Source organism: Stenotrophomonas sp. STEN038, assembly GCF_056759895.1.
This window is the reverse complement of sequence record NZ_JBRRDW010000039.1, coordinates 1-26,985: the sequence shown is the minus strand read 5'-3', so window position 1 is coordinate 26,985 and position 26,985 is coordinate 1. Positions and strand designations below refer to the sequence as shown.

Genomic DNA, 26,985 nt, shown 5'->3' with positions numbered 1-26,985 from the left:
TCACCAGCGCAGCTTGCGCCGCGCCATCTCCCGCTCAAGCTGCGCCATCAACGTACGTGCCTGGGCTTCTTCCAGAAAGCGCAGTTGCAAGGCTGGCGCGCCACCTGCACCGGCTGTATCCAAGGTCAGCGTCGCGGTACCGAATCGTCGGTCCAGCGGTGAACGATCCAGCCGCAGAGCCTGCAGCTTGTCCAGCTCGGCCACGCGCCACCAGCGGTTCCACCAGCCACCACGGATGGCCACACGCTGCGCATCGATGTTGTAGCCGATGCGGCTTACCTGGCGGTGCGCCTTCAGTGCGGACCATGGCAGCCAGAGCAGTGGCAGCAGGCCCCATGCACTGCCGGTTTCGTACACCAGCAGTGCAGACAGCAGGCTCATCAACACCAGTGCTGGCAGGCACAGCCGCCACCAACCCCGCGTACTTACCGGCAGCCATTGCGTGGGCGGCCACTGCAGCTGCGGCAGCAGGTGCTGCAGCAGGCCGTCGCAAGTGACCGGCGTTGCCAGCGGTGCCAGCTCCTTGAGCGCGCGACCGTCCTGCTCCTGTTGCTGGCCGCCACTGGCGATATCCACCCGTAGCTGGCGGCGCTTGAACAAGCGATGCAACGCACCTTCGCGCAAGGTCCAGGCCTGGATGCGCCTGCGCGCCACGCTGCTGCGCACGCGGGTGAAGAGACCGCGTTCGACGGTGAGGCGGCGGTCGGCCTCGCTAAGGCGAAAACCGTAGTACTGCACGATCGCCAGACCCACCGATAGCAGCCGCATCAGCACCAATGCGAAGGCAAGCAGCAGGATGCCGGTAGCAACCATGGTCAGCGTGCCCAGCTGCAGCTGGCTGGCATAGCCGAAGGCATGGCGGCCCTGTTCTTCGATGAAATCGGAGGTGGCCCGGCGCGGGAACAGCTGGTAAGCCGCACCGATTGCCGCTGCCACGACAACCATTGCGCGATTGGAAATCAGACCCTGCCGCACGAGTTCGGACAAGGGCAGGCTCAACAGCACGCCATCAGTCGCAATGTCGGGCTGCGCACTCGTGGTCGCCGCTTCGCTGCCACCTTGGCGGATCAGGCGTTCCAGCTCCAGCGCCTGCGCCAGTTTGAGCACCCGCATTTCCGCTTCTGGTTTGTCGCCGCCGGCCGATTCCAGACGCAACTCGGCCACGCCGAAGATGCGGTGCAACAGGTTCTGGTGCACAACGACGTTGTGGATGCGCGCGAACGGAATCTCGCGACGGGTGCGTTCGAAGATGCCGCTGCGGATGCTCAACGCATCATTGCCGATGCGGTAGCGGTAACTCAGGTATTGCAGCACCGCGGTGGCGACCAGCGCGACGACGATCGCGGCGCTGATCCAGTGGTGGTAGGGCAGGTCATCGTCGCGGCGACTGCCAAACACCAGCAAGGCAACCAGCGGTAGCAGGAACTGCTGCACCTGCTGCTGCAGGGCGAACAGCCACGACCACGGATGCAGTCGCTGCTCGTCGCTGGGGATGGGGGGCGGCAGTTCGCTCACAGCGCGTCGTCGTCGTGGTCGAGTTGGCGGGCCAGGCGATCACGCAGGCGTTCGGCATCGGCGTGCGCCAGGCCGGCCACGGCGACGGTGTTCATGCGGGTGCCGGCGGTATGCACGATCAGGGTCGCCAGGCCAGCCATGCGCTCCAGCGGACCGCGGCGCAGGTCCAGGTGCTGCACGCGCGAGACCGGGACGTGGCTTTCGCTCTGCCACATATGGCCGCGGCGCACGCCTAGTGACTGCGCATCCAAGCGCCAGAAGGTGAGTCGATGGCGGCGCCAGCCGAACCATGCGCCGAGCAGGGCGCCAAGTACGGCACCAGCCGAGGGGATCAGTAGCCAGCTCGATTGCTTGGTGGCCAGCATCAGTACCACGCAGGCCGCGCCGAACAGCAGGGCCATGCTCAGCGCTGCGCCGACGGCAGCGAAGACCGCGCCGCGAGGCGGCAGTGGCTGCCACTGGTTGTCGTCCGGCAGCGGCGTATCGAAGGCAGGAGGTTCAGTCATGCGCAGACGATATAACGGCGAGGCCATGCAACGGTAGGTGGGGCCGCAATCGCAGTTGTAGGAGCGGCGTCAGCCGCGAAGCTGGCGAGGCTGCAGACCGCCGAAAGGCCTGCATTCGCAGTTTCAAGGTGGGGCGCCATTGTGGGCGCCGGATGTATCTGTGGCTTCGCGGCTGACGCCGCTCCTACAAAAAATAAAAACGCCTACTGCGCCGCCATGATCAGCGCATCCACATCCAGATGATGGCCGGCACGTGCGGCCTTGGTGCGCAGGTACTGCTCGTTCTCGTGGGTGATCTCGCCGGTGACCGGTACGCAGCCAACCACTTCGATGCCGGCCTTGCGCAGGTGCTGCACCTTGGTCGGGTTATTGGTCAGCAGTTGGATGCGCTGCACGCCCAGCGCGCGGAGCATGGCTACTGCGCTGCCATAGCGGCGCTCGTCGGCACCGAAGCCCAGTTGGGCATCGGCGTCGATGGTGTCCAGGCCTTCGTGCTGGTAGCCATAGGCACGCATCTTGGCAGCGATGCCGGTGCCGCGACCTTCCTGGTCCAGGTACAACAGAATGCCGCCGCCCAGTTCTTTGAGCGTGCGCAGGCCGCGCCGCAGCTGGTCGCCGCAATCGCATTTGAGCGAGCCGAACAGGTCGCCGGTGAGGCAGGAGGAATGCACGCGCACCGGCACGATGCCGCTCATGTCCGGATTGCCAACGATCACCGCAACCTGGTCACGCTGTGCCACGCCGCCACGGAACACGGCGAACTCGCTCATGCCGACATCACGCAGCGGCACCGGCGAGCGCGTTACCAGTTCGTAGTCCTGGCCGGCCTGGCCAGCACCTTCGTACAGGGCGGTGGTGTCCAGCTGCAGGCAATCATCAAATGGACTGCCTGTCGCATCCAGTTCCACCGAGATCATGGCCGGCAACAGCAAGCCCAGCCGCGCCACTTCCACAGTCGCTGCGTCCAGCGCATTGCCATTGGCTTGCGCATCGGCCGGCGCGACTGCATCGCGCAGGTAGGCCAGCGCTGGCAGTTCGGCGAACTCGCGATCAGCCAGTGGCAGGTGGATGCCGTTGGCAGCGTTGATGCCCAGCGTCTGCGCGCGCGCTGCGCTCAGGAACAGGTAATGGCGGCCTTGCGCGGCCTCGGCGAAGGCGGCGTAGCCTTCCGGCGAGCTGCTGTCCAGGGCGATGCTGGCCAGACGCTGCCGGCCATCGCTGATCACTACCGGGCGGCCAGCACGCAGTTCGGCGGCGGCGCGCTCGCAGCGGATGGCGGCGGTCTGGCCGAAGTAGGACGGGCTGGCAGAAACGGGGTTGTTCATTTGAAACCTTATGGGGGCCGTTGGCAGTCGAATCAATCGAGCGGCACGGGTGACGCAGTGTTGCAGCAGCAGGTTCAGTGCGGGTGACGGGCGGTGGCGTAGGGGTCGTGCTCGCCGCTGCCGGGTGGCCGCAGGGTGTAGCGCTTGTAGGTCCACTGGTACTGCGCAGGATCGCGGCGGGCGATGCGTTCGATGCCGGCATTGAGGGTAGCTGCGGCAAGTTGCAGATCCGGGTCGGCGATTTGGGTCTCGGCCGGTTCGATATGCAGGGCGAAGTCCAGGTTGGGCCCGGTGCGCTCGCACCAGCCGTACAACAAGGTGGCGCCGGTGCGCTCGGCCAGACGGTTGACCAGGGTCATGGTCAGTGCCTGCATGCCGAAGAACGGCACGAACACGCCGTCGCCGTTCTTTGGTTGCTGGTCGGGCAGGATGCCGGTGGCGCCGCCGTCCTTGAGCACCTTGAACAACTGCCGCACGGCCGGGCCTTCGGCGCGAACCTGGCGCACGTTGTCGCCGCCACGGCACAGTTGCAGGAATTCATCGCCGACCGGGTTCTCCGGCGGCGCGTAAACAATTGCGATCGGCCCGCGCGAGGCCAGCCACTGGTTCAGCAATTCCCAGTTGCCGTAATGCGGGGCAATGACGATCACGCCCTTGCCCGAGGCCAGCGCGGCGTCGTAGAGCTCCTGACCATGGCGTTCGCGCAGGTGCCGGGACAGGTTCCGGGCCGGGTCGTGGGTCCACAGGTACAGGGTTTCCAGCGCCTGGCGGGCGGTGGTGCGCAGCACCTCGCGGTGCAGCCGTGCGCGCTGGGCAGCATCCAACTCCGGGTAGGTCAATTCCAGGTTGCGGCGGGTCACCCGGCTTTCGCGGGCATTGATGCTGCGCCACAGCCAGGCCACCGTGTCGGCCAGGGTCCGCTGCCAGGACCAGGGCAGGTGGGTCAGGGCACAGGCGAGGCGGTAATAGAGCTTGGCGGTGGATTGCGGTTTCATTCCCCCAAGTTTAGCCGCTGGCGCCCGGTGCTATGGTGCCCGGCCCCCACAGCAGGAGCTGCCAATGCTTTGCCTGATCCAACGTGTCACCCAGGCCTCGGTCACCGTCGACGATGCCGTGGTCGGGCAGATAGGCCCGGGCCTGCTTGCCCTGGTGGGGGTGGAGCCGGGCGACGATGAGGCGATGCTGTCGCGGATGGCGGACCGGCTGCTCGGTTACCGAGTTTTCGCCGACGATGCCGGCAAGATGAACCGTTCTTTGCGTGATACCGGCGGCGGATTGCTGCTGGTCAGCCAGTTCACCCTGGCCGCCGATACCCGTTCAGGCATGCGCCCGAGCTTCACCAGCGCCGCGCCGCCGGCCGAGGCTGAACGGCTTTTCAACCAATTGGTGGCCATCTGCCGTGAAAAACACAGCTCAGGGGTGGAAATCGGTCGCTTTGGTGCCCATATGGTTGTCAGCCTGATCAATGATGGGCCCGTAACCTTTCTGCTCAGACCGTAGCGCGCCGCGAACCCACCGCCCCGGCAAGCGCTATGCTGCGCTGGTATAATGCTAGGTTCCCATCTTCACAATCGCCGGTGGCGCGAGCATTACATGGCCAACGAACGTCCTGCCCAGCAAAACGACATCAAGCTTCTGATCAGCAAGGGCCTGGAACAGGGCTACCTGACCTACGCCGAAGTTAACGATCATCTGCCCGACGACATGGTCGATCCGGAGCAGATCGAAGACATCATCGGCCTGATCACCGGCATGGGCATCGATGTCCACGAAGTTGCCCCCGACGCCGACACGCTGATGCTCAGCGACGGCAACACCGGCAACCGTGAAGTCGATGATACCGCTGCTGAAGAAGCTGCTGCTGCACTTACCGCACTCGACACCGAAGGTGGCCGCACCACCGACCCGGTGCGCATGTACATGCGCGAAATGGGTACGGTCGAGCTGCTGACCCGCGAGGGCGAAATCGCCATCGCCAAGCGCATCGAAGAAGGCCTGGGCCAGGTGCAGGCTGCACTGGGCACCTTCCCGCTGGCTGTTGAGTCGGTGCTGGCTGATTACGAACTGCACAAGGAAGGCAAGAAGCGCCTGGCCGAAGTGATCGTCGGCTTCAACGACCTGGTCGAGGAAGCGCCTGCTCCGGCCGTTGCCGAAGACACCAGCGATGACGCTGATGCCGATGGCGACGAAGAAGACGACGGCGACGACGTCGAGGAAGAAGCCGGCCCGACCGGTCCGGATCCGGTGGAAGTGGCTGCCCGCATGGAGCAGCTGGCCAGCGATCTTGCCAAGTTCAAGAAGGCACACGCCAAGGGTGATACCAAGGCCCAGGCCAAGCTGCGCGAAGAAATCTCGGCCACCTTCGTGACCCTGAAGCTGCCGCTGCCGCTGACCGACGTGCTGGTACGCCTGCTGCGCGACACCATGGCGCAGGTCAAGTCGCAGGAGCGCCGCGTGCTGCACTTGGCCACCATTACTGCCCGCATGCCGCGTAAGGATTTCATCCGCTCGTGGGAAGGCAACCAGACGAATCTGGAGTGGGTGGAAGACGCAATCAAGCGTAAGCAGAAGTGGTCGTCGGCCCTGCGTGACGTCAAGGACCAGATCGTGTCCGAGCAGCAGGCCACCATCGACCTGGAAAAGAACACCCAGCTGAGCCTGGACGAGCTGAAGGAAATCAGCCGCGTCATGGCCTACGGCGAAGCCAAGGCACGCAAGGCCAAGAAGGAAATGGTCGAGGCCAACCTGCGTCTGGTCATTTCCATTGCCAAGAAGTACACCAACCGCGGCCTGCAGTTCCTGGATCTGATCCAGGAGGGCAACATCGGCCTGATGAAGGCCGTCGACAAGTTCGAATACCGTCGCGGTTACAAGTTCTCGACCTATGCCACCTGGTGGATCCGCCAGGCGATCACCCGTTCGATCGCCGACCAGGCCCGCACCATCCGTATTCCGGTGCACATGATCGAGACGATCAACAAGTTGAACCGCATTTCCCGCCAGATGCTCCAGCAGTACGGCCGCGAGGCTACGCCGGAGGAGCTGGCCAAGGAAATGGACATGCCGGAAGACAAGATCCGCAAGGTGATGAAGATCGCCAAGGAGCCGATCTCGATGGAAACCCCGATCGGTGACGACGAGGATTCGCATCTGGGCGACTTCATCGAGGACACCAACGTGGAGTCCCCGATCGAGAACACCACCAACATCAACTTGTCTGAAACCGTTCGTGACGTGCTGGCTGGCCTCACCCCGAGGGAAGCCAAGGTGCTGCGCATGCGCTTCGGCATCGACATGAACACCGATCACACGCTGGAAGAAGTGGGCAAGCAGTTCGACGTGACCCGCGAGCGCATCCGTCAGATCGAGGCCAAGGCGCTGCGCAAGCTGCGTCACCCGAGCCGTTCGGAGCAGCTGCGCAGCTTCCTCGACATCGAGTGAGTGGTGGCTTGCAAGTGATTGCTGGCGCGTGAGCGCTGGAATGAAAAACCCCGCCTTGGCGGGGTTTTTCGTTTTCTGGTTTGCGACGGTGCAGTTGGTGTCCGGATTCAGCCTGCCTTCGCTTCTGACGTCAGTCTATGGTTGCTTGCGGGCAGTGTGTATCGTGTGTATTCTCTGTACATGAAAAGCGCGGACCTCATCAAGGAGTTGATGACCAATGGATGGACATTGGACCGCGTGCGTGGCTCCCACCATGTTTACGTCCATCCGGACAACTCAAACATCATCACCGTCCCGCATCCCAAAAAGGACCTTGGAAAAGGGCTGGTAAACAATCTCCGCAGAATTGCGGGGCTGAAATAGGAGGCGGTATGCGCTACCCCGTCATGATTGAAGCAGGCGACGAAAACACCGCGTGGAGCGTGGTTGTTCCAGATCTGCCGGGTTGCTTCTCCGCAGGTGACACTCTGGATGAGGCCATGACCGAAGTGGAAGAGGCTGCCGCTGCGTGGATCGATTCGGCGCTGGATGCAGGCCGTGCGATTCCCCGGCCGTCCAGTGCCCAGGCTGCATTGGAAAAGGGCGATTTCGCTGGTTGGATGGTGGCTTACATCAATGTAGATCCCTCCTTGCTCGACGACACGATCGAGCGCGTGAACATCACACTGCCGCGCCGTGTGTTGATGCGCTTGGACGCGAATGCGAAGGCTGCCGGCGAGAGCAGGTCTGCCTATATCGCGCATCTGGCTGCGCTGAACTGACCCCGTTCCGCTAGGTTGATCGAGAGGCTAGATACTTTTCCAGCTGCAAATCGCAACAGGACGAAGCTGAGTCATGTTGCACCGAACCGATGGACTAGCCACCGTGAGCTAGCCATGGGTCGGATGCATGCGCTCGCAGCGCGTTTGCTGACCAATAAGCTCCCCGACAATGGTTGCAGCCGCAGCTTGGATCGCTCCATCCGCAGTGATCTGGCCGTTCGCAATCCATGTACATCTAATCAGACGCAGGGAAGTAGTCGCGAACGGGTTACCTCCACTACACTGTGCAGTCAGCGCGGGCCTATAGCTCAACGGTTAGAGCAGAGGACTCATAATCCTTTGGTTCCAGGTTCGAATCCTGGTGGGCCCACCATTTTATGGTCCGACGCAGTCCGGCGAAGTTCAAGAAGTGTATGAAATAAGGGGATTTTTGAGGGGGAATGTCCGGTCTGGTTCGATGTTGTCCAGCGCCATCCGATTGGAATGTGAGTAACGATGTGAGTAAGATTGCGAGGCTCGCCTCCGTTACTCACAATTCCGTTACTCACACACATGCTGACTGACACCAAGCTCCGTAGCCTCAAGCCTCAGAACAAGCTCTTTCGACTCGCAGATGCCAATGGGCTTTGCATCGAAGTGCGGACGACCGGCGCAAAGATTTGGCGTTACCGCTATCGGTTTGCTGACAAGGCCAACATGCTGACTATCGGGGAGTATCCGCTTGTCTCGCTGGCTGAGGCGCGCGCTGATCGCGATCGGGCGCGTGCCTTAGTCAAGAAAGGTGTGGATCCGAGTCTGGTTGCGAAAGTGGAGCGTGCTGCCAAGCAAGAGGAAGCGGGCAACACTTTCGGTAGCCTGGCTGAAGAGTTGATGCTCCAGCGTGCGAAGAAGCTCAGTCCTGGCTCAGTAGTTCGTGAGCGCCGGATGCTTGAGAGGGATCTTGGCGGCATTGCTGAGTTGCCGATCCGTAGTATCACCGCACCGATGTTGTTAAAGGCACTCAGGAAAATCGAGGCGCGCGGAGCCGTGGAAACAGCGCACCGCACTAGGGCCGCGGCTGGCCTTGTTTTTCGCTATGCCATTGCTACAGGGTGTGCGGAGAACAACCCCGCAGTTAGTCTTGTTGGTGCGTTGTCTCCAGCGAAGACGACGCATTTCTCCAGCGTGACAGAGCCTGATGATGTTGCGAAGTTGCTCAAAGCCATTTATGGCTATCAGGGCTTTCCCGTCGTTTCTGCGGCGTTGAAGCTTTCAGCGCTTCTATTTGTTCGGCCGGGGGAGCTTCGAGCGGCGCGTTGGTCGGATATTGATCTGCAAGCTGCAGAGTGGCGTTACACCACCAGCAAGACCCATACAGCGCACATTGTCCCTCTAGCTCGACAGGCCCTCGAAGTTCTGGAGGAGGTGCGTCCTCACTCCAGGCGCAGTGACTATGTCCTTCCAAGTGTAAGGACCGTTTCGAAGCCGATCAGTGAGAACACAATTAACGCCGCTCTGCGAAATATCGGATTTGATGGCACTATGATGACTGCACATGGTTTTCGGGCGATGGCGCGAACACTATTGGATGAAGTGCTGGGGTATAGGCCTGACTTCATTGAGCATCAGTTGGCCCATGCGGTACGCGATCCTTTGGGGCGCGCCTATAACCGCACGACGCATCTGAAAGAGCGTAAGGCGATGATGCAGGGGTGGGCTGATTACTTGGACAAGCTGCGAAATCAGAAAACCGCTTAGGGGCTGTTTGACAGGTTCACGGCCGCTCGTAGTGAACGTTGGTGTTTGCCATCCCAGCTGCGGATGTGGGCAAGTCCATGGTGCTTCCTTGGTCAAGCGTGGCTCTATGCCTCCTTGACACTCACTGGCAGAGGCTTGACGCTACCTCAATGAGCATCGATCTGAATTTACTCACTCTTCGCGAGTTGAGCGCCCTCATCAGCACTGCCAAGGAAAGGCAGAGATCCCTAAGTAAGCGCCAAGCGCCGGAAAAGGTCAGGCGTCAATTGGCAGTTGTGGCCAAGAAGGCCGGGTACACCATTGAAGAGCTCTTCGATACGGGGGAGGCGGGGGCGGAGACTACTAAAAAAGCTCGCCGGCGCAAGGTGCCAAAGGTCCAGCCGAAGTATCGCGATCCTGAGAGTCCTTGGAACACTTGGACTGGTCGCGGAAAAATGCCGCTTTGGTTGGCGTCCAAGATCCGTTTTGGACAGAATCCGGTCGACTACTTAATTCCAGGTGTGGCCAAGCTGACCACGAAGAACAAGCCGTTGACTGGTAAGCGTAGGTTGTTCAAGCAAGGATGATTTCAGTGAGAGCGTGTTGGCGTTGACAATACGGTTGAGGTTGAGGTTGATGCACCAATTATCCAATGATCGACTGATACCTAACAGCTCAATCCGGCGACGCTTCGCGGCTCGGTTTAATTCCGGCGTTAGCTGTCAGCCTGAAATAATGTTGCCCGCATGAGCTATATCATCGCTTTTGTTAGGTTCCCGGAATCCGACTCGGATTACCCTGCGAATTGTTTTCGCACCGATCTACAGAAGGGGGACGCAGTCGTTGTCCGTCTGGGCGACGGACGACTAAGGCCCGCTGTGGTGGAAATGCTGCAATATCTTAATTGGCAGTGCAGGGCGGTTGTTGAGTGCAAGGTTTCCGAGGCAGTCGAAACTGGCGATGGCGCACTAACGTCGCCACCTGGATCGCCGCTCCATGTTGGCTTGGCGACTCATCAGGCTCTCGCCCGTGTTCTCAAGGTTGGTGGCTGGGTACCTCTTTTACACCGCTCGAATGTCTACACAATACTTTTTTCGTTCACCAACAAGACTCAGACTGCCAACATTCTTTTTAGAAAGAACGGTGTTGACCTTCAGATTTTACCGGAGAGGTTGCCCGCAGCTCCAGTACCAATGAGTTCTTGTGACGTTTCCATAGCCATAGGCCAAGTAGTTAGGCATCACCTCGCACATACAAAATTCAATCTTTTCGAGGGAATTCATCGATTTGCGAAGGCTTTCGCAAATGACTCTGGCGACTATGATCGATTTTTTGTGTCTGTTGGCTCGCGAGACAAGAGAACGTTAAAGCAAAAAAATCTCAGCCCGCATCCACGAAACGAAATGCTCGAAATTTATGGCGCCATCTCAGGCAGGTCGGGCGGTGACGGTTACTTGGGAGATGGAATTTGGATTGATTCAGGCGGACGCATGCATGATCGAGGGCGTTAAGGGCGCATGAGCAAAGCCTCGTAAAATCAAGATGCGGCCCCGGCCGTAAGCTTGATCCAGACATTCTTGGGGTTCCCAGGGAAATTAGTCCCAAGAAGACCATTGATATGCAAGAGAAAATTCACCGAAAGCCAGATTGTTGCGACGCTGAAGCAAGTTGAGATCGGAAGGTGGCTCAAGGTCGTATGCCGTGGCGTTGGAATTTTCGATGCGGCTTACTGTGTGAAGATGATGGTCTCGGATGCGGCCTATGCTGCCACTAACCGAATGACCTGAACAGAAAACGGTGGGCCATTGCAGCCGGCCACTGCGTGATACAGGTCTGAAGTGACGTACTACGGGGAGGCTCAAAGTGTTAAGACCTTAAGGGTGTGGTCAACCTGAGCTAGTTTGTCAAAGTCTTTGTCACAAGTTACCAACGTTAAATCATGCGTCATGGCCATTGCGGCAATCCAGATGTCGTTCTCCGTGATCTGTAGTTTGTTTGCAGCCCAATTGTCGCTCCAACGCTCCGGGTGAGTTCCTTTGAGTTTTTCTTGCGCAGCTTTCTTGGGAGCGACTTTCCATGCCCATTGTGAGCGTAGTCGGCCTTGCTCAATGGCAACGTGGCGAGTTACCTCCAAAACGTCTGCGAGTTCACTGGCGGCCTGAATGCGCTGGCGAACTTCATTCAAGTCGGTGTCACTGGGCTTAGGGGATCTTCTTTGGTACAAGTTCAGGCCAAATAGCATCTCTGCGATCGATACGACGCAGATGAAGAGCCGTTGTTCTTGTCCGAAGTGCTGATTCCTGAAAGCGATTGCTTTCGCATGCCGTGGATGACCCGGGTTCACCAAGGTCGATACTGCGCTAGTATCGAGAAGAAACATAGATCACCGTTTACGCTAGATCGAAAACGCCAGCCATACTTTGCGGCAATGGCTGCATAAGTGTGTGCCAGACTGCTCTAATTTCTGCGTTGTTCATTGTTAGCCGTCTATGTAAAGAAATCGCGGCATCGCCGTTGGCCGTACCTGGGTAATCTCCGAATGTTGCACGGCTAGGGCGCTTGCCTCCGACCATGAAACGCAGAAGTTCGCGTTCCAGCTTTGGAGGCAGGTCATACGCCTTCAAAACGAGGGCATCGATCTCCATTAGGAGATCCTCAGTCGATTTGGATCGTGACGAGAACAAAGGGCCATCGTCTCCTCCGCACGCTGACAAGTATTCGCTAATTAGGCTCTCCACTTCACGTGAAATGCGAGAAGACGGTAGCGGCAGCTTTTGCAACGTTTCCTTGCGCAGATGCTTCTGTTCATCATGTGCAAAGCTGAAAGCGTTCGAGATTGGTGAGTTCAAGATCGCACATAGTTCGAGCAAACTCAGTGATGAGTCCTGCGATTCCCGCAGCCAAATCCCATAAAATTGTTGAGAAACCAGCAATCCGTCGTTATCGACGGTAGCCGCCAAGCGCCAAGGACCTCGAGATGTTCGGATCGCATTGGTGATGATTTTTGGGGATGCCCAAGGGTAGTTAATTGCCCCTCCACGCAGATGTGATTCACGGGTATCCAGATAGACCGTTTGCTTGACTTCAAATTGCGCTAGTGAATCGCCGGACCGATGTAGGCCCTGCAGAAAACCGGGTGCCGCTCTAGGCCTGCTGGCCGCGCTTTGGTTGGTTGTCCATTCCAGCCCGCGGTGCATCTCAGCTACGCTGCCGAGCATGGGCGATCCAGCGAGGTACTCCCAAACGCCACGGAGCGGACGTAGAGCAACAAGTCCCGGTGATTTATTTGGATCTACCTGGGCGATGTCGCTACTGGATGTTTGCAAGGTTTGGACAAAGCGAGGCCAGTCAGCGCGTCGCACAACATTCTTTCGAAGAGTGGTTTCGATCGGTGAATTTTCGTCACGCCGGCCTTGAGCGATCAGGATTTCCGCGCCGATCGAAGCGTGACGAAACACCCCTTCGGGCAGTTGCAGTACCTCGACGTCACCATAGATCTCACAAATGCGGCGGATGTGGTGCCGGTACACATTGTGTGAGGAAAATCCACTGGGCATGACGACCCCAACGAAAGGCGGTGGGGCCTTAACGATGGCGTCCAACAACACCACGGGCTTGTGGACGGATACGTCGGAGGACTGCTTATCAAAATCCTCAAATGGGGGGTTGCATAGCAGGACATCGCATTGACTAACGCGTTCGGCTAGACGGCCAGATTCGAACAAGTCTTCGTTCGTGATACGCCAGCCGTTGTGATTCGGATAGTCCGCCAGGATCAGTGCCAGCCGGGCAATCTCGCATGCGAACGGATCTATCTCACTAGCCATGAAGTGGCCCACGAGATGTTCATGTACCTTGGTTACAGACCACGTCTGCGGAAATAGCTCCTTGAATCGTCGCAGAGCAGCTGTCAGAAAAACGCATGCGCCTGCGAATGGCTCGTAGACGCGTAATTGTGCTGCCGTATCTCCTTCCGGCAGCCTTAGCGACCGGATCACATAGTCTGCGGCACTGTACGGTGTGCTGTGTGTGCCAAAGGCCTTGCGGGTTTCCGGAGTGATGAGCGTGTTCTCGTAGACGAATGCCAGGTCGTCCGCAGCAACGTTGCGCACATACAGGCCTTCGCGCAAGGCCTGCCACGCAGCCGTGAGCTGTGTCACTCGGGTCTTCGTCCATTGGAGCCGTTGCTTGGGCAGGGAATACAACTCCTCTACGATGGAAACGACCTCGCGCGGATCGTCCGCATCGATGGCTTTCACCCGATTGTCTTCTCTATCAATCAGTATCTTCCCCGCCAGCAGTCGGAAAACAAGCGGGAATAAAACTTTGTAGTGCGTCTGCAGTGAAAGTTGACCCGTTCTGATCCTCTCGCCATCAAAATGGGAAAGGAAATGCTTCAGCATGTCGTCCAACGCAAACTGAGTGTTCGCTTGGATGCCATACAAGGTGCGCGGATCGAATAACATCCCAGTGCACGGCACATCCTCGCGTACTTTGAGCGCTTTGAGCTGGCGGATTGGGCCGGGGCCGAACTTTTCTCGGTCGGCGAGTAATGTCTGCCACTGGGATGCAGACGTGCTATTGAGCTGGGCGACTCCTGTGGCAGTGTAGGTCCACATCGAAGCCTCATCACCCTCGATGACGACGAGGAATGGGGCCCCCAGGCTGCGAGTGGCCTCCGCGGTTTCGCGTGCGGTTTCGTTCGACGCAATGCGAACGACGCCGAGTGCTGCAGTCCGATACGAGGCAGGTCCATCCCAAAACGCAATGGCGTCAACTTCGCGTACCGGCCGCGCGGGGAGATCTACAGCAGCAAATCGGAATCTCTGGAAGACGTCCGCTGCGCGATAGCCAAGACGGGTTAGGGAAGTCCTGAGAACTTGTGCGTTGTAGCTCACAGTGCCATCCTTATTTGTACAACGTGTTGTGTAGGCTGGGGTCATGCGAAGCCTCTCGGGCCGACACGGGTGCAGCCGTATCGGAACGGATGGCCTGCGGTCCGAAACCCAATTCGTGCTGACTCCAGCTGAGCTGTGCGCCCCCTGGCAATAGATAGTCGTCTACTACTTGGAAAATGGGAGCCAGTGGGATAATAAGTCCTTCGCTGACGCTCTCCGTCGCTTCCACATACTGAGCATCGATTGGTTCAAATGTCAGCAACAAATGCGTTGTGACTGAAACCGGCCTTGGACCAGAAAGCACGGATCGCAACGCGTCGGAAAAATCCGCAACGGTGCCGCGCTGTAGGCCGTATCGATGCTCCAAGTGGGAGCAAGCTCGTACCACCAGCAGATCCAGTGCGGTGTATCGTTTTGCCACCCGCACCGACGTATTACGGCTGGCGTAGGCAGGTATAGCATCCAGCAGGCCACGCATTTGATCGCGGGTGTATCCGCTGATAGCTAACAGGTCTGACACGGTTAAAGAACGACTGCTCACCTATGTCTCCGTAGCCCTTTGTGCGTATTCTATACTCAGATCTGGGCATGGAGTGCGCAGATCTGAGCGGGAAGTGCGCACAAATTGGCGTTCGACCCAATTCAGGCATGGGATCGAGCTACCAGTCCTCAAACAACGGTAGCAGCTCGCTGCGTGCAAGTGGCTGGCGTGCCATGTGCTGCAGCAATCACAGCGCGCCGAGACCAGCGATGCCTGCCGCCAGTTTAGTATTGCCGTCATCCACCGAAAGCACATGACGGTTCTGCGCGAGTAGTTCCTGATTGCCGCGGTGACATCAAGGGGTGCCGGTTTGCGTACGGTAGCGGACACTGCTCTCAACGTGAGGATGGTTCGAAGGATGCCTCCTTACCCGGCACCAGGGAAGCAGCAATCGTTCCGAGGCTCCAATTTCATGACAGCCGCGCAAAAGTGAGCTGACAGCTATCCAGGATGATCGACCTTCGCGACCTGAACTACTACAACGTCGACCCGGACGGACGGATCGTCTGTGAATCCATCGAGCCGTCAGGCAGGCCTCAGACTCAAAGACCAAGCCCTAGCATCGTTTATTCAAAGCCTTGGGTGCACGCCTTCACACCGGATAGGATTGCAGCGTGCATACTTTGCCGAAGTGTAGATACGCCTCAGGGGATCGCGATGGTGTACTCGGAATTACGCAACAAGCTTGAGGGTGTTGCTTGTGAGCTGATCACCCAGGCTCATGGCTTGTCTCATGCTGAGCGAACCGTTCGGCTGCACGAAATTGGGCTCCTTGCCGGCCAGGCGCTCGTTGCCGCAGAAGACCTACCCAATGCGCTCACAATTGCAGCTTCGATAGATGCCTTGCTGCACCGCGTGCAAAGTCACGTAGGTACCGTAGAGCAGTGCGACATGATCCGCCAACGAGACCCGCTTGCGGGGAATCTGCAAGTCGCCCCGAGAGTTAGTTAAAAAAAAGCCCGGCGAACCGGGCTCCGGTACTACTCCCCGATAGTGCGCACTATCATGCAGGCAGTGGATGCACAGGTCAATGCACTGGCAGTTAGGTCTGGCAGATCGACTGTGCCTGATTGATGGAGCGAGTCGACTAAGGATTTCCTCTTAACTGGGCGATTACTGCGTCAATTCTTGCTTAGTGCCATATGGGAAAAGAGCAGTCCTGTCCCGCTCCACAAGATCATCATGAAAACGAAGGCAGGCGAGTTGTCGCCCCATTGGAAGGTCTCGTGCAGGCCGTCGCCGAAAATACAGACTTCACCTTGAAAGAGCCCACTACCTGCGATGAAGCCGCAGTAACTCGCGACGGCAAGTGCGAAGAATGTGAATGCGATTTGAAGTAACACGTTGAGACGCTTATGAAAGCGCGAGCGGACATGGCGAGGTATCGTTGACCTCATGAGTGACCATCCTTGTTCTACAAATCTCCTGATATGTGCCCTGCACCAGCCGTAAGGAGGGGTGAGGCGGGATCAGGATAACGGTTTGTAAAATTTTCATAGAGAAAAGAGAGCCCTTACACGATAGCGCGCGTGTCGCTGAAGCCAGAAAACATCGTCGATGCGCATGCATGGCATGACACGCTTGATAGCCAAGGCGTTCACCGAACGAAAGCTTTCCCTGCCAATGCTACGATCCATTTAACTGTCTCCGTCGCCTGGTTCATGGAAGACCAACTCACAGACACGCAATGCCTGACACCAGCCGAGATGGACCGGTTACGCCGCGCCTTTGAGCGTTACGGCACCGGCGACGGGTTCTGGATCAACGACAAAGCCCTCCTTGATGTGGTGTCTCATAGAGACGGGTGCGACTGGAGGGCGGTGAATAGTGAAATGCAAGCGGCATTTCGTAAATGGTCGAAACAAGATTCGCAGTTTTTATAGATTGACGCCGCGACGACCCAATTGCTCGCTGTCCAAGCGCCCTCGCAGCTTCAATGTAACTTCGGCCGTCTCAGTTCGCAGCCTGGCCTCATGTCGCCGCGTCGATTCCCCCGCAGCGGGCACCATCGCTTGATCCTGACCCACCCCCAGAAAACTGGTGCAGGCTAAAGTAGAGACGTCGGCAGCATTGGGCCCCGTGACGAACGAGGATTCAGGCATGAAGAAGTCGCGTTTCACCGAGGAGCAAATTGCCTACGCGCTAAAGCAGGCGGAGCTGGGAACGGCAGTGGGCGAGATCTGCAGGAGGCTGGGTATTGCCGAGGCCACCGTCTACGTATGGCGAAAGAAGTACGGTGGGCTTGGCCCTTCGGAATTGAAACGCTTAAGGCTGCTGGAAGAGGAAAACCGCAAGCTCAACCAGTTGGTTGCCGATCTCAGTGTGGACAAGGCCATGTTGCAGGAGGTGGTCGCAAAAAAGCTCTGAGGCCTGCCCAGCGGCGCACCTGGGTGGGCGGTTGCAAGAGCGCTTTGGGGTCAGCATGCGGCGGGCATTGCAGATGGTGACGATGTCGTATTCCAGCTATTCGTACAAGGGCAAAGCAAGGGACAGCCAGGCGGTACGAATGCGCATGCGTGAGATCGCCTCAACTCGGGTGCACTACGGTTGCGAGCGCTTGTTCGTGGTTCTGCGCCGAGAAGGCTGGCGTGACAACCACAAGCGGGTCCATCGGATTTACAAGGAGGAAGGCCTTTCTTTAAGGCATTGCCGGCCTCGGCGCAGTAGAAGTGCACGCCGGCGTCAGCTGATAAAAGTAGCTGTTGCTCCCAATGCACTTTGGGGGATGGGCTTCGTCAGCGACGCACTGTTTGACGGTCGCCGTTTCCGGATGCTGACCGTGGTTGATCACTTCACGCATGAGTGCCTGGCCATCGTCGTGGACCAGTCGCGACGCGGGGAACATGTGGCAGAGGCAATGACAAGGTTGGCAGCCCTGCGAGGATCGCCGGGCGCTATCAAGGTGGACAACGTGCTAACTCTGGAGTCAAGCTAAAGTTGATGGCGAGTCGATGCACAGGTCCCATTAGCACCTGTTCTTCTCTGGCCGTATGCAACTTCACACAAAGTCCCGTGGGCTTCCACATCGACAAGGTCTCCTGATCTGAGCATAGTGAACACGAGGTCCGTAGCGGCCTCGACCGTGCCTTAAACAGCATGGAGGTCCAGTGGAAGGTCCGAGCATTATCTACAGGATCCTATGAGGTCCCAACGGCCCCACTGAGCGGGATCGATCCACGGGGTAAAGCGTTTTCGAAGTAGCAGCGGTATTGGGTTTGGCGCTTCACCAGACCATAAGCAACCCTCGTCATCTTGGCAGCCACTGCGGTCAGTGCTTTACGCTTGCGATCAGCATTGTTTGGATCGTTCTTGACGTACCGTTCGTACTTGTCGCGGAAGCTGCTTTCACGCATTCGTACCGCAATGGTGGCGGCAAACCAGAAGGCGAAGCGCAATCGCGCGTTACCACGCTTTGATAAACGCTCATGTCCGCGGTACTGCCCGGACTGGCAGGTGGCTAGATCGAGGCCGCAGTACTTCAAGAACTGGCGATGATGGGCAAATCGACGAAGATCACCGGCCTCGGCCAGGATGGTCAGTGCAAGCACCGGGCCGATACCGGGTAATGAACGCAAGGACTCGTAATCTGGGTTATCTGCCAACACTTGGTGCGCTTGCGCAGCTAGAGCATCGCGCTGCTCAACTAACAACTGATAGCGACGCAGCTGCAGCCGAAAACTCTGGACCTCAATCGAATCGTCGTCTACGGGTAAGCCGATGCTGCCGAGCGCACATTGGTAGAGTTCGGCGAGCCAAGTCTGCTTGTTCACCTTGCGGCCGACGAGCTCCCAAGCTTCCTTGCGGAAAGCATCCCAGGTGAGTTGGCGGATCGAGGCAGCAGTGGGAAAACGAAGCATGAATCGGGCAAACCAATCGGCATGTGCACCATCGAAGTAGCGCTCGATTTCCGGAAAGTACAGGGGCAAGTAGTGTGTCATCAGGCTGTGCTGCAGTCGGGTTCTAGCCAAGCTGATCTGGTAATGGGTCTTGGATAGCTCCTGTAACCCGTGATGCCCGGCCAGCAACGGATCCACGTAGCGCATGGTCATGCCCTGTTTGAGCATAGCCAGGATCACGCTTGCATCCTTCGGATCGTTCTTGTCCCACGAATTGAAAAGAGCTTCCCGATAGCGGGCCCCGGCGACCGAGGACACAAGGCAGACTTCGAAGCCCTCTTGGACCAAGCGGAAGGCCAAGGTGCGATGACAATCGCCAGTGGGCTCCATTGCGACACGAACGGGCGCGGGCATTTTACGGAGAAGTTCAACCAATCGTTGATGGTCCTCCCGAGAACTGGCCATGCGGAAGCGCTGCTGCTTACTGCCCGGGCGCCCAATGAGGACTGCGTGGTAGCGCTTAGCGATATCAATCGCGACCCAAGTCGCTGCGGGGGTCGGATGAGATTGGGTAGCCATCGTCAACGAACTCCTGTGGCGTGTGAGAACCCGCAGGATGCGCTCGGAGACGATGGCTGCCTGCAAAGAACTCATGCCTCCAGATGTACTACGGTAGCGAGTTCGCCGGGAAGGTGATGGATCGTTGGGCTTATGAGAACAGCGTGGAGCTGGATTTTTCCCGACGCGGCACGCCGACCGACAACGCGCTTGTAGAAAGCTTCAACGGTCGCCTTCGGCAGGAGTGCCTGAGTGAGCATCGGTTCTTGTCACTGGCCGACGCGCGGAGCAAGATCGAAGGGTGGCGGCGCTTCTATGACGAGGAACGTCCCCACAGTGCACTAGGATGGAAAACCCCGGAGGAATTCGCCCTGAAACACGGGTCCCAAGCGAACTCCAGGGGGCCGTAGAGCGCCGGATTTTCCACTTTGAAATGCACCGGTAATCGGGGGGGGGGGCATCGCTTGGCAACCTAGGATTTTGCTTCTTCTTTCACAGAAGCCGAGGTTGGTCTTGCCGGCGAAGCATCAGATTCGACAGCGCGGGTAACGCGCATAGGCATGCGGAACGCGCTTTGGTCAGGCTGGCAGGTGAACGGCCCGCGTCAACACTGGGCAATGGTTTCGATACTAGGTGTGGAACTTCAACGAGCTAGCCGGCCTTGAGGAGCTTTATGTCCGCAATTCGCTGAAGCTGTTGAAGATGGTCTGGCTTGTTCTTGGCCAGCCACCGCACTACTGCTGCATTTTCCAGAAAGGTCGACCCAATGTGGGTTTTGACGATCTCGAGTTGGAGGGTGGCTGGGCCATAATTCTCCTCCAGCAGCTTTGTATCGGCTTGCAGCGCTGCCAGCTCCCGTTCCAAGCGTTGGAGAGCCTCGATAGGAGCACCATTGGGCGCCTTTGCTGCCAATGGCTCTATCAACTGTTCCACCGGCGTGTTTTGGAGAAGCGCGGTTGCGAGCTTGATCGAGTAATCCCCCAAGTTGACCATGGTCTGAGCAGCATCGATCTGCCGGAAGGGCTTCATCTTCCGCAACAACCGAAACACGCCGGCCGCGGCCGGCTTGTCGGCCAAGATGGCGGTTGCTTCGTCGCAAACGCCATCCAGAAGCCGGAACTTGTCCCGGATGGAGCTGGCCGAGATGTTGAGCACCTCCGACAGCTGTTCCACAGAAGCACCACTTTCGGCTAGCCTGAGAATCATTCGGTGCTCTTGGATGACTGAAAGCCGGTTTACCTGCTTATTGTAGGTATAGCCTTCGTCGTCGGTTGAGATGAGGCAGGGGGCCACGGAGGCTCCTAGTTCCTTCAGGGCCTCCAGGCGCATTCTCCCGTCCAAGACTAAGAACTGTCCGGCGTTGCCGCGGTCCAAGGCGACCACGATGGGCTCAACCAATCCGACTATCCTGACCGAGCTCATGATCTGCTGATATTTGACCGATCCCTTGATCCCTGTTGGCATGGGGACGCAGTAGTTCAACTGCGCCAAAGGGATGTCCACGCAGTCCTTTTCGAAGCCGAGGCGTAAGCCCGAAGATTGCTTCTTGCTCATCGACCCAATCCTCTGCGGGGCAGTAAGTCAGCCAAGGGTTGCGGGATGCTAGTCAGCCCCTCCGATTGGAGAAGTTCGCGGAAATCTGTCGAGGCAAGCAGCTCTTTGAAGATTTGTCGTGCCAAGAGAAGCGATTGCTGCGTGAACTCAGCCTTCTTCTGGATGCGCTGGTGCATTTCCACGTCGCGCTTGTAAAGCTTGGTCAAGTCCTCGGGAGTCAGCTTTTTTCGCGGTGTGCCGTGAGCATAGGAGTTCGTTCCCTTTTTTCCGCTTCTAGCTCGATGAGCCAAGATGTTTCGGACGACGGTCACCTTCTTTCCCTTGAGCTCACCGGCCTCGTAGGCGTCCATCAGCAACTGTTGCGCATCGCGATCATTTGCCCGGGAGATGTTGATGGCAAGGGCCAAGGAAATGTGGCCAGCCTCCGCGGCAGCGAGCAGACGTCGCTCTCCGCGCTCCATGAGATTGGCCACGCTGTTCACCCAAGACGGAGTGCAGCCAAGCTTGGTGGCTATCTCCGGGTCCGAGTAACCGCGCTCTCTGAGCACCTGGACCTGCTCCATGGTCTCGGCTGCCCTGGGCGTGCGGCGGGCGACGTTCTCCACGATGCTCATGACGTGACCGGTGTGCTCATCCACGTCCAAGATCAGGGCGGGGATCTCGCGGTGGCCCAACAGCTTGCAGGCCTCAAGGCGGCCTTGGCCACAGATCAGTGCATACGGGAGCGACGTTTCATCAGGAGATGCGTTACGAACGCTAACGGGGCGTTTGAGTCCCACCGTTTCGATGCTTCGAGTGATGCCACGGTGGATGCGTTGGTTTCTGACACGCGGGTTGGCTACGTGAATGTCGGCAATGGGGATCATCTGAACGCTTGAGCTTTTGTTCGTCATGCGGCCTCCAGCAATGCGGCCCGACCGGCCAGGGCGAAGAACTCTTCCAGCGTGTCCATCCGGTAGGCATCCAAGGAAAAGCCGTTGTCCTCCATGGAGGGCATGCCATCGGGGGTGAAGTCGATGGAAGGAAGTACGTAGTAGTCGTGGGCATGACGGTTACCGGGATCCATCCGGATCACTACGGTCACATGCGGCGTCAGGCTTGTATCCAGTCGGATTCGCCAGCGGTTAGAGCCGGCGGGTGTGGGCTTGCACCGTGCGATGACGACGGACGTGAGGAGCTCACCGTTCACCCGCAGAAGACCGGTATCCCGGCATGGCTCAACCCAACCGCCGTGTTGGGCGATGCCATCGACCACCAGTTGGACCATCTCGGGATGCCGCCGTCGAAGGGAACGGTTGATCTCCAAGTAGGCGTAGTCACGTTTGGGGGAGAAACCAACCAGGCTGTAAGCCCGGAGCAGGCTTCCAAACCGATGGCGGAAGGCGCTGCTGGAGGGAACGCTTTCTTCTTCATCGATCAGCATCCCTGACAGCGCGCCATGACGATCAAGCAGCGAACGCAGGGCTTCCAGCATCTGATGGTCGTCCAAGTGGACCGAACGTGCCGCTATAACGGCTTGAACGCGCTCGAACAGATCAAACGGAACAATGGCTTCAAACGCATGTTCCTTTCGCACCCACGCCTCGGGCGGGTTCTGAACGTGTTGCAGCTTCAGCTTGAACGAGGTCCGGTTGTAGACGTTGTGGCCGACGTATTTTTCATTCGTTAGTATTTGATGGACGGTCCCTCGGCTCCAGGAGCCACCAACCTCATTCGGGATGCCTTCTCGGTTCAGGACGGAGGCGATGACCCGCTCGGGCATGCCGTCCTGCAGAAACAGCCGATAGATGCGCAAGACGGTGGCGACTTCTTGCGAAGGCCCGGACACCAGGATCACACGGTCAGTTTGGATGCTCTTCTGCTCTCCTCGAGCGAGCAATGCCTTGGGCTGGAGATGCTCGTCCACGAGTTGGCGCCGTAAGCCATACCCCGGGGTGCCTCCTTGTCGGAACCCGTGCCGCACAATGTTGCACGCCCCTTTGAACACCTTGTCAGATAGCTCACGGCTGTATTCGGCGGCCATGCTGCGCTTGAGGCCAATCATGATGGTGGAAGGCAAGGAGCCATCGTTCTTGAAAGCTTCCGCGCAATAGATGACCGGGACGCCATGGCTCTTACAGGCGTGAACGTAGGCGGCGGCCTCGTCCGGGTCAGGGAACCGTCCCCAACGGCTGACGTCGTAGACCAAAATGGCGTTGAATCCAGGGGAGGGGAGCTTCACATCCCGGAGAAGGGCTTGAAGGGCGCTTCGACCCTTTAAGTTCAGTCCACTCTTGCCTGAGTCCTCGTAGGTCTGGACGATCTCCATGCCGTGCGCCCTGGCATATTCGGCAATTGCCGCAGCCTGGTTCTCCGTGGAGTAGCGCTGATGCTCGGTCGACATGCGCACATACTGGGCAACCGGAATGAGCCGATCGGGAGACTGAATAGCATCGGTCACAGCGTGGTGCGAGGACACGGCCAGCGCTTCCCATCTAAGACTATGTATTCAGCGACCGTAGGCGGACAGTTTGACGGTCTCGTTACTCTTCGATTTCGTGACTGAACCAGTTAAGTTCGTGACGCACAGGTGTCGATAGCAGATCGAGATGATCACGGCGCTCTGGGAGCGCGAGTGATACGCCTACGTGTGCTCATTCGTTTCAGGCCGCGTGGCCAGACTGACGGTCCACTGGCCTCCTTCCTGCTGGCGTAGGGTTAGCAGGTCATAGGTCTTCAGCATGCTGAGTAGGCCCGAATGCCCATAGGCATTGGGGGAGAAGGAGGGGTCTGTTCGTTTGAGGTATTGGCCCAGCGGCCCCAGTCCTACCTCGCCTTCAGAGGTGTCCCCAGCCAGGAGCGTGACCGCTTCCACCACGAATTTGGGGCGGCGCTTGGGAAGCGGCTTGGTGTCCACCTCGCTGGCCTCAACTTTGTTGCCCTCCGCTTTGGCCGGTGATGCATTGGGTCGGTCTTCGCACGGCTCGGCGATTGCTTTGCGTTCCCATTCGAAGAACTGATCGCAAGCGTTTCGCAGGGCCGCTGGCGTCTTGGGCTCGCCGACGATACAGACAGTCGCTCCGCGCTCCCGGAGCTTTCTGCACAGGTAAGCGAAGTCGGAGTCACTGGTCACCAGGCAGAAGGTGTCGGCGCGATGGTCAAACAAGGCCTCTTGAGCATCAAGAGCCAGGGCGATGTCGGAAGTGTTTTTTCCAGGGGCGTATTGGTATTGGAGGCAAGGGGTAAACGCCTGTTGGACGAGCACCTCCTGCCAGCGGTTCGCCAACGTGGCGTGGTTTCCATACCCGCGTCGCAGCACCACGCGCCCGAACTGGGCCACCATCAGCAGGGCGTGCTCCACGATCTCGGGACTGACGTTGTCGCAATCGACCAAAACGGCCACTTTGCCGTCGTGAGGGACTGATCCGTTAGCCATGTTCTTGTCCTTAAGCTGCGATGCGTGCGTCCAGGCCGGCGTGCTCCCTCAGCAAATAGAGCAGACCACCCCCGTCGATCAACTCAATGGGTTTGTCTTTGGCAAAGTTGAAGGCTTCGGTGCCGTAGCCGCTGGTGCAAACCAAGATGCCCTTGCTGGCGCCTTCATTGAGCATGGTTCCGTAAAGGTCGCGGACCGCGCTGACGCCTACGGTGTCCCGATAGCGCTTGGCTTGTATGACGACCTTCCCGCCCAAGACGGGTCGGGTGTCAAAGGCCACGGCATCCACTCCACCATCGTGGGAGCTCCGGGTCAGTTTCGTGTCCAGCCCCATCCGACTGAACAGGTTGGAGACGAGTGCTTCGAACTCGCTGGGGGTCAGATCCAGCAGGTTGGGGCGTGATTCAAGGCCTGACAGCACGTCCGATTGCGCGATGAAGCGCTTGTCGACCATGTTGAACTCGACAATCGGTTTGATGGCCTGCAATTCATCGGGCCTGTTTGAGACCTGAGCACCCAGGCTGCGCAGGCATGCGACCTTTTCCACGCGTTCGAGCCGCAGCTGAAGGAAGGCGGCCTTTGTTGCGCGGACGGACACCACCGGCACCCGAACCTCTTGGCCCGTGGTGGGGTCGTGGGTGTCCACCACGCCGTTGAAGGTTACCAGCGCCAATGCGTTTGCTTGATCAGCCTCAAAGGCTTCGTGCAAGGTCCTCAGCGCGATTGAGGCAATGATCTCTTGGTAGAGCGATTTGATGTCGCTGGCCTTGCGCACCTTGGAGTCGATCGCATCGCGTGTTTTGACGTAGCGATAATCGGCTTCGGTGGGCACGACACTCACCTCGGGGAGGTCATACTCAACGACTAGGTCTTTGGATGCCTCGGCATAGGCCAGCTTGAACGCCTGAGGGAAACCCTCGGAGGGGTATTCGGAACGCGTGAGGACCATGTCGTTGTAGGCCACGACGGCATCAGGCTCGTGAGCTAGGTAGGCGCTCTGAAACTCTTCCAGTTCAGCGTTTCGGCGACCAACGTCTGCCTCATAGAGCGCGCGTTCGGTCTCGTGTTGGGCCCGTAGATCAGCCAGCCGTTGCTTCTTTTGCGCTTCTGCGCGATGGAACTGTTCGAGAGCCTGCTGGTGGGCTTGATGCGCTGCGGCCTTGGCTGCCAAGTGCCGCTTTCCGGCACCGGGCCAAAAGCGTGCGAAGCCAGTGGGGCTAGGAACCTCGACCGCGACCGGCGCCAACCCCGGAACCAAGTCCTTGGGACCTTGAAGCCGGTATAGGGGGATCACAGGGTGCATCTCAGCTTTCGCAGCGAGGAATCTCGATGTCATATCCGATGGTGATCTTTGAAATGCGGACTTCGCGGAAGAGTCGGTGCGCAACCTCTTCGTATTTTTGTGTGCAGTTGAACTTCGCATCTAAAACCCAGTCCTCACCTTCAGCCTCCATCATGCCCGCCTTCCAGGCAAACGCAGCCTCCACCGCGGGTTCATCGACTTGCGCAACCTCAAGCAAAACCTCTAGGGCCTTGTCGGCACGAGATCCCTGCCAATGCTGATAAATCCTCGGATCGGTCGCATTGCCGCACAGATAAAGGCAGTCCGCGTAGTAACGACCATTCCCTCCCGACATCGCGTCAAACTGACCAAAGGTCAGCGTATGCAAAGGCCGGCCGGTACTCCTGAGGTTTGGCAGGAAAGTAGAAAGATCGAAATCACACTGCGGACTGACAGCCATACCCACTGAGCCAACTGTGCCGCGAATCATGGCGACAGAAACCTCACAGCCCGAGATCTTATAAACCTTCGTTTGACCGTATGTATTTCGGGCTGGCCCGGTCAACCGCTCAAGGTAGGCAATATCTGCACCGATTATCTCCGGATCAAAGATCTGGGGAAGGACACTGGATTCTGCCGCAGACAAATTACCCCCTACCACGGCCAGAATAACGGCACTCATTGCAACTCGCATACGCCCCCTCCATGGATTGAACTAGAAATAGAAATTATAAAAGGCCCCGACCCTGTCCCGGGTCGCAGCTCTCGCATGCCAGAAGGATATAGCTGGTGCCGAGGCCTGACCAGCGATCATAGCTCAAGGCAATCATTCGCCCGCGTGCTCAAAACGCGCAGCCGTGGCGAGCTCGCCGAATTGTTTTGAGCCAAGCATCTCGTCCCCTTGACCAAACTTAATCAACCGCAAGGTGGACACTGGACGAACACGCTGTTACTGCCGGATTTGCTGCTGGCCGGCACACACATGCCAGCCACCGTCGGATGCCGTTTCAAGCTACGCTCAGCAAGAAGTGCGTCGTACTGCGGGCCACGGCAGTCCACGTATTTGGACTGGTACTCAGCCATCTGCCGCGCGCCGCGCGCTTGTGCATTTGCCCGGCTCTGGGCCTCGAAGTACGCATTGACTGCCCGGGCCTGAGCGTGCTGTTCTCGGTCGGCGGCCCGCTGCTCGGACAACTGTCGTTGGTATGCGCTGTTCTGTCGGCGGAGCAACTCGAGCTCTGTGGCGTCCTTGCTGATTAGCGGTTCAGCCCGGGAGCGCGGGGCAGGCATGTCGTCATCGAATTTGGAAGCACGCGGTTGCGGCGTACAACCGTAGAGGACGCCGGACCTGTTCATCCAGCAGCCGCCGACACGCCCATCCGTGTAGATAACCCAGCTATCGGCCTTTGCTACGCCTGGCCATAGAGCGATCAGACAGACAGTCGTGATTCCTACGAGCACGATGCGCATGGTTCTCTCCTGGTCAGCAGTCCGGCATAGCCGCATGGGCCTGATTGTACGGCTAGGGAAGGTCTGATCAAAGCGCCCTGAAGCTTGGATTTCAGCGTCGAGCGCTCGATCGACCTCGATTTGATCAAAATTGCGCCATTTCTGGCGGCTTTCGACGGGTTTCCCCG

25 protein-coding genes, 1 tRNA gene and 2 pseudogenes are annotated in these 26,985 nt (G+C 58.5%); 12 read left to right on the top strand and 16 right to left on the bottom strand.

What is annotated here, in order from left to right; all coding sequences use genetic code 11:
- From ACVOLS_RS15420 to ACVOLS_RS15405, 4 genes are all read right to left on the bottom strand, one after another.
- On the bottom strand, positions 1-1,506 hold the full coding sequence (locus tag ACVOLS_RS15420; RefSeq protein WP_481546347.1) for a PH domain-containing protein: 1,506 nt from the start codon (positions 1,504-1,506) through the stop codon (positions 1-3).
- A gap of 5 nt (positions 1,507-1,511) precedes the next feature.
- Positions 1,512-2,021 carry a PH domain-containing protein gene (locus tag ACVOLS_RS15415; RefSeq protein WP_481546331.1) on the bottom strand — a complete coding sequence of 170 codons (510 nt, stop codon included), beginning with the start codon at positions 2,019-2,021 and terminating at the stop codon, positions 1,512-1,514.
- A 203-nt stretch (positions 2,022-2,224) separates the two neighbouring features.
- A complete protein-coding gene (gene ribA, locus ACVOLS_RS15410; protein WP_481546330.1) occupies positions 2,225-3,346 on the bottom strand; it encodes a GTP cyclohydrolase II RibA in 1,122 nt (373 codons plus the stop codon).
- Between the two features lie 74 nt (positions 3,347-3,420).
- Positions 3,421-4,341, bottom strand: coding sequence for a lauroyl acyltransferase (locus ACVOLS_RS15405; protein ID WP_481546329.1), 921 nt, complete (start codon positions 4,339-4,341; stop codon positions 3,421-3,423).
- A gap of 64 nt (positions 4,342-4,405) precedes the next feature.
- Between ACVOLS_RS15405 and dtd the strand changes: the two genes are divergently transcribed.
- The 8 genes from dtd to ACVOLS_RS15365 all read left to right on the top strand — a co-directional run bounded on the left by dtd (position 4,406) and on the right by ACVOLS_RS15365 (position 10,775).
- On the top strand, positions 4,406-4,846 hold the full coding sequence (dtd, locus tag ACVOLS_RS15400; protein WP_481546328.1) for a D-aminoacyl-tRNA deacylase: 441 nt from the start codon (positions 4,406-4,408) through the stop codon (positions 4,844-4,846).
- A gap of 93 nt (positions 4,847-4,939) precedes the next feature.
- Positions 4,940-6,787: an RNA polymerase sigma factor RpoD gene (gene rpoD, locus ACVOLS_RS15395; RefSeq protein WP_481515831.1), complete on the top strand. Its 1,848-nt coding sequence runs from the start codon at positions 4,940-4,942 to the stop codon at positions 6,785-6,787.
- 18 nt (positions 6,788-6,805) lie between these two features.
- Positions 6,806-7,150 (top strand): type II toxin-antitoxin system HicA family toxin, encoded by a 345-nt coding sequence (locus ACVOLS_RS15390; RefSeq protein ID WP_481546327.1) that lies wholly within the window; start codon positions 6,806-6,808, stop codon positions 7,148-7,150.
- An 8-nt stretch (positions 7,151-7,158) separates the two neighbouring features.
- Positions 7,159-7,548 (top strand): type II toxin-antitoxin system HicB family antitoxin, encoded by a 390-nt coding sequence (locus ACVOLS_RS15385; RefSeq protein WP_481512271.1) that lies wholly within the window; start codon positions 7,159-7,161, stop codon positions 7,546-7,548.
- Between the two features lie 297 nt (positions 7,549-7,845).
- Positions 7,846-7,921 (top strand) — tRNA-Ile (locus tag ACVOLS_RS15380).
- Positions 7,922-8,100: 179 nt separating this feature from the next.
- The gene (locus ACVOLS_RS15375; RefSeq protein WP_481546326.1) at positions 8,101-9,285 is read left to right on the top strand and encodes a tyrosine-type recombinase/integrase; all 1,185 of its coding nucleotides are present in this window, start codon (positions 8,101-8,103) and stop codon (positions 9,283-9,285) included.
- Between the two features lie 149 nt (positions 9,286-9,434).
- Positions 9,435-9,851, top strand: a complete 417-nt coding sequence (locus ACVOLS_RS15370) for an H-NS histone family protein (RefSeq protein ID WP_481546325.1) — start codon at positions 9,435-9,437, stop codon at positions 9,849-9,851.
- Between the two features lie 159 nt (positions 9,852-10,010).
- Complete coding sequence (locus tag ACVOLS_RS15365) at positions 10,011-10,775, top strand: hypothetical protein (protein ID WP_481546324.1); 765 nt, start codon at positions 10,011-10,013, stop codon at positions 10,773-10,775.
- A gap of 347 nt (positions 10,776-11,122) precedes the next feature.
- Here ACVOLS_RS15365 and ACVOLS_RS15360 read toward each other — a convergent pair whose 3' ends face one another.
- From ACVOLS_RS15360 to ACVOLS_RS15350, 3 genes are read right to left on the bottom strand one after another with little or no spacing between them, the layout of a single operon-like run.
- Positions 11,123-11,644, bottom strand: coding sequence for a PIN domain-containing protein (locus ACVOLS_RS15360; protein WP_481546323.1), 522 nt, complete (start codon positions 11,642-11,644; stop codon positions 11,123-11,125).
- Between the two features lie 10 nt (positions 11,645-11,654).
- Positions 11,655-14,162, bottom strand: a complete 2,508-nt coding sequence (locus tag ACVOLS_RS15355) for an N-6 DNA methylase (RefSeq protein ID WP_481546322.1) — start codon at positions 14,160-14,162, stop codon at positions 11,655-11,657.
- 10 nt (positions 14,163-14,172) lie between these two features.
- Positions 14,173-14,703, bottom strand: coding sequence for a hypothetical protein (locus ACVOLS_RS15350; RefSeq protein WP_481546321.1), 531 nt, complete (start codon positions 14,701-14,703; stop codon positions 14,173-14,175).
- Positions 14,704-15,153: 450 nt separating this feature from the next.
- On the opposite strand from ACVOLS_RS15350, the gene ACVOLS_RS15345 reads away from it, so the two are divergent.
- Positions 15,154-15,654, top strand: a complete 501-nt coding sequence (locus ACVOLS_RS15345) for a hypothetical protein (RefSeq protein ID WP_481546320.1) — start codon at positions 15,154-15,156, stop codon at positions 15,652-15,654.
- Positions 15,655-15,824: 170 nt separating this feature from the next.
- On the opposite strand, the gene ACVOLS_RS15340 is transcribed toward ACVOLS_RS15345, so the two are convergent.
- Positions 15,825-16,100 carry a hypothetical protein gene (locus tag ACVOLS_RS15340; RefSeq protein WP_481546319.1) on the bottom strand — a complete coding sequence of 92 codons (276 nt, stop codon included), beginning with the start codon at positions 16,098-16,100 and terminating at the stop codon, positions 15,825-15,827.
- 132 nt (positions 16,101-16,232) lie between these two features.
- Between ACVOLS_RS15340 and ACVOLS_RS15335 the strand changes: the two genes are divergently transcribed.
- Positions 16,233-16,586 (top strand): hypothetical protein, encoded by a 354-nt coding sequence (locus tag ACVOLS_RS15335; RefSeq protein ID WP_481546318.1) that lies wholly within the window; start codon positions 16,233-16,235, stop codon positions 16,584-16,586.
- A gap of 217 nt (positions 16,587-16,803) precedes the next feature.
- A pseudogene (locus ACVOLS_RS15330) lies at positions 16,804-17,614 on the top strand (transposase); the annotation flags it as partial.
- Between the two features lie 226 nt (positions 17,615-17,840).
- Here the strand turns inward: ACVOLS_RS15330 and ACVOLS_RS15325 are convergent.
- Positions 17,841-19,118, bottom strand: coding sequence for an IS110 family RNA-guided transposase (locus ACVOLS_RS15325; protein ID WP_481546317.1), 1,278 nt, complete (start codon positions 19,116-19,118; stop codon positions 17,841-17,843).
- 92 nt (positions 19,119-19,210) lie between these two features.
- Here ACVOLS_RS15325 and ACVOLS_RS15320 point away from each other — a divergent pair.
- A pseudogene (locus tag ACVOLS_RS15320) lies at positions 19,211-19,507 on the top strand (integrase core domain-containing protein); the annotation flags it as partial.
- Positions 19,508-19,748: 241 nt separating this feature from the next.
- Here the strand turns inward: ACVOLS_RS15320 and ACVOLS_RS15315 are convergent.
- The 7 genes from ACVOLS_RS15315 to ACVOLS_RS15285 all read right to left on the bottom strand — a co-directional run.
- Positions 19,749-20,651: a plasmid partitioning protein RepB C-terminal domain-containing protein gene (locus ACVOLS_RS15315; RefSeq protein WP_481546316.1), complete on the bottom strand. Its 903-nt coding sequence runs from the start codon at positions 20,649-20,651 to the stop codon at positions 19,749-19,751.
- A complete protein-coding gene (locus tag ACVOLS_RS15310) occupies positions 20,648-21,544 on the bottom strand; it encodes a plasmid partitioning protein RepB C-terminal domain-containing protein (protein WP_481546315.1) in 897 nt (298 codons plus the stop codon). Before ACVOLS_RS15310 ends, ACVOLS_RS15315 begins: the two co-directional genes overlap by 4 nt.
- Positions 21,541-23,109, bottom strand: a complete 1,569-nt coding sequence (locus tag ACVOLS_RS15305; RefSeq protein WP_481546314.1) for a recombinase family protein — start codon at positions 23,107-23,109, stop codon at positions 21,541-21,543. The genes ACVOLS_RS15310 and ACVOLS_RS15305 overlap by 4 nt, the downstream gene beginning before the upstream one ends.
- 165 nt (positions 23,110-23,274) lie before the next feature.
- Entirely contained in the window at positions 23,275-24,066 is a 792-nt protein-coding gene (locus ACVOLS_RS15300) for an NYN domain-containing protein (RefSeq protein WP_481546313.1), read from the bottom strand.
- 10 nt (positions 24,067-24,076) lie between these two features.
- Positions 24,077-25,237, bottom strand: a complete 1,161-nt coding sequence (locus tag ACVOLS_RS15295; protein WP_481546312.1) for a restriction endonuclease — start codon at positions 25,235-25,237, stop codon at positions 24,077-24,079.
- 133 nt (positions 25,238-25,370) lie between these two features.
- The gene (locus tag ACVOLS_RS15290; RefSeq protein WP_481546311.1) at positions 25,371-26,030 is read right to left on the bottom strand and encodes a hypothetical protein; all 660 of its coding nucleotides are present in this window, start codon (positions 26,028-26,030) and stop codon (positions 25,371-25,373) included.
- A gap of 233 nt (positions 26,031-26,263) precedes the next feature.
- Positions 26,264-26,985 (bottom strand): hypothetical protein (locus ACVOLS_RS15285; RefSeq protein WP_481546310.1); only part of this gene is annotated, 722 nt, incomplete at its 5' end.

Excerpts from the sequence above, each read along its gene's own strand:
- ACVOLS_RS15415 (WP_481546331.1), bottom strand. The coding sequence starts at position 2,021 with ATGACTGAACCTCCTGCCTTCGATACGCCGCTGCCGGACGACAACCAG.
- ribA (WP_481546330.1), bottom strand. The coding sequence starts at position 3,346 with ATGAACAACCCCGTTTCTGCCAGCCCGTCCTACTTCGGCCAGACCGCC.
- ACVOLS_RS15405 (WP_481546329.1), bottom strand. The coding sequence starts at position 4,341 with ATGAAACCGCAATCCACCGCCAAGCTCTATTACCGCCTCGCCTGTGCC.
- dtd (WP_481546328.1), top strand. The coding sequence starts at position 4,406 with ATGCTTTGCCTGATCCAACGTGTCACCCAGGCCTCGGTCACCGTCGAC.
- rpoD (WP_481515831.1), top strand. The coding sequence starts at position 4,940 with ATGGCCAACGAACGTCCTGCCCAGCAAAACGACATCAAGCTTCTGATC.
- ACVOLS_RS15385 (WP_481512271.1), top strand. The coding sequence starts at position 7,159 with ATGCGCTACCCCGTCATGATTGAAGCAGGCGACGAAAACACCGCGTGG.
- ACVOLS_RS15375 (WP_481546326.1), top strand. The coding sequence starts at position 8,101 with ATGCTGACTGACACCAAGCTCCGTAGCCTCAAGCCTCAGAACAAGCTC.
- ACVOLS_RS15370 (WP_481546325.1), top strand. The coding sequence starts at position 9,435 with ATGAGCATCGATCTGAATTTACTCACTCTTCGCGAGTTGAGCGCCCTC.
- ACVOLS_RS15365 (WP_481546324.1), top strand. The coding sequence starts at position 10,011 with ATGAGCTATATCATCGCTTTTGTTAGGTTCCCGGAATCCGACTCGGAT.
- ACVOLS_RS15360 (WP_481546323.1), bottom strand. The coding sequence starts at position 11,644 with ATGTTTCTTCTCGATACTAGCGCAGTATCGACCTTGGTGAACCCGGGT.
- ACVOLS_RS15345 (WP_481546320.1), top strand. The coding sequence starts at position 15,154 with ATGATCGACCTTCGCGACCTGAACTACTACAACGTCGACCCGGACGGA.
- ACVOLS_RS15340 (WP_481546319.1), bottom strand. The coding sequence starts at position 16,100 with ATGAGGTCAACGATACCTCGCCATGTCCGCTCGCGCTTTCATAAGCGT.
- ACVOLS_RS15325 (WP_481546317.1), bottom strand. The coding sequence starts at position 19,118 with ATGGCTACCCAATCTCATCCGACCCCCGCAGCGACTTGGGTCGCGATT.
- ACVOLS_RS15315 (WP_481546316.1), bottom strand. The coding sequence starts at position 20,651 with ATGAGCAAGAAGCAATCTTCGGGCTTACGCCTCGGCTTCGAAAAGGAC.
- ACVOLS_RS15310 (WP_481546315.1), bottom strand. The coding sequence starts at position 21,544 with ATGACGAACAAAAGCTCAAGCGTTCAGATGATCCCCATTGCCGACATT.
- ACVOLS_RS15300 (WP_481546313.1), bottom strand. The coding sequence starts at position 24,066 with ATGGCTAACGGATCAGTCCCTCACGACGGCAAAGTGGCCGTTTTGGTC.
- ACVOLS_RS15290 (WP_481546311.1), bottom strand. The coding sequence starts at position 26,030 with ATGAGTGCCGTTATTCTGGCCGTGGTAGGGGGTAATTTGTCTGCGGCA.